This is a genomic window from Segatella copri, from assembly GCF_019127135.1.
Classification (GTDB): domain Bacteria; phylum Bacteroidota; class Bacteroidia; order Bacteroidales; family Bacteroidaceae; genus Prevotella.
This window is the reverse complement of record NZ_JAHOEA010000153.1, coordinates 1-1,080: the sequence shown is the minus strand read 5'-3', so window position 1 is coordinate 1,080 and position 1,080 is coordinate 1. Positions and strand designations below refer to the sequence as shown.

The following is a 1,080-nucleotide window of genomic DNA, read 5'->3' as shown; positions in this document are numbered from 1 at the left end:
AAAACGTTTTCGTAAATACCGAATGTACCATCTTCACGCAAACTGTAGCTTCCTGTTCCCAGAGTTGTAGCTGTATAGACACCGCCTATTATGGCACTTGCCAAGTCATGACAGATAGGCATCATGCCCGACTTGCCATCCCAGTCTCTCAGAGTCAGCGACTTGATTGCTGGAGCTGCAAAGAAGTTGGCGTTATACTCTACATTCTGTGCCGTTGCAACCAATTTCTGAGCTGCGTTCTCTGCAGCAAGTTTAACAACCATTGGTGTGCCAGCCTCGATGACAGACTGCTCATCGAGCATAAGAACGAATTTCAATACACTTGCATCAGCTGAAGGCATGTGAATCATCATATTTCCTACAGGATAGCACTTCTCTGCACCAGTAACATCAGCTACATTGATATCAAAAGGAAGGCAGAGTGTTACATAACCCGTCTGTCCCTCTTTGAGCTGACGGCTATACTGCAGGTCCTTTACCGTGAACTTAGCCTGGGTGTTGATGGCTGAAGCATCGGTAAGGGCCAGTTTCTCGACATAGAACTTGCCATCTGTTGACTTTGTAGCCTTCAGTGTTCCATCTGCATCTGCTGCATACTTATGCTCAGGGCAGCTCTCGTTGCTGCAGCCCATGTGATAGATGTGATTGGCTGAGTCGAACACAGGACTGGTTATAGTGGCAGATGCAACGTGAATCAATTCACTATCAGAAGAACTGTTGCTATATGAGGAAGTCGTTCCATCGCAGTAACGGAATGATCCATTATATACTGTATTGCCTTCTGCAGCAACAAGCACAGGATAAGCATCTGCATCAGTAACCAAGAGTTTCTGATACCAAGCCAGCTTGCCTTCTGATGTACTTCCGTTGAGCAGGTAAGCCACCTCGCCGCTCTTCAGCTGCTCTGCGGTGAAAGCCTTGATCACGTCAGCTTCATTCTTACCATCAGGATAGTTCAATGAGCCTAGTCCGATAGCCTTTACGGCATCATCTGTCTGCTCAGTTTTATTGATGGTAAGCTTCAAGCTGCTGTTGTATGCCAAGATGCCAGAAGCGGTGCTGGAGGAATTGTTTATGTGT

Annotated in this window: 1 protein-coding gene; it reads right to left on the bottom strand. The window is 46.7% G+C overall.

The genetic code is table 11. The features are described 5' to 3' along the window. Positions 1-1,080: hypothetical protein (locus KSW37_RS15610; RefSeq protein WP_217315373.1), on the bottom strand; the 1,080-nt coding region annotated here is incomplete at both ends.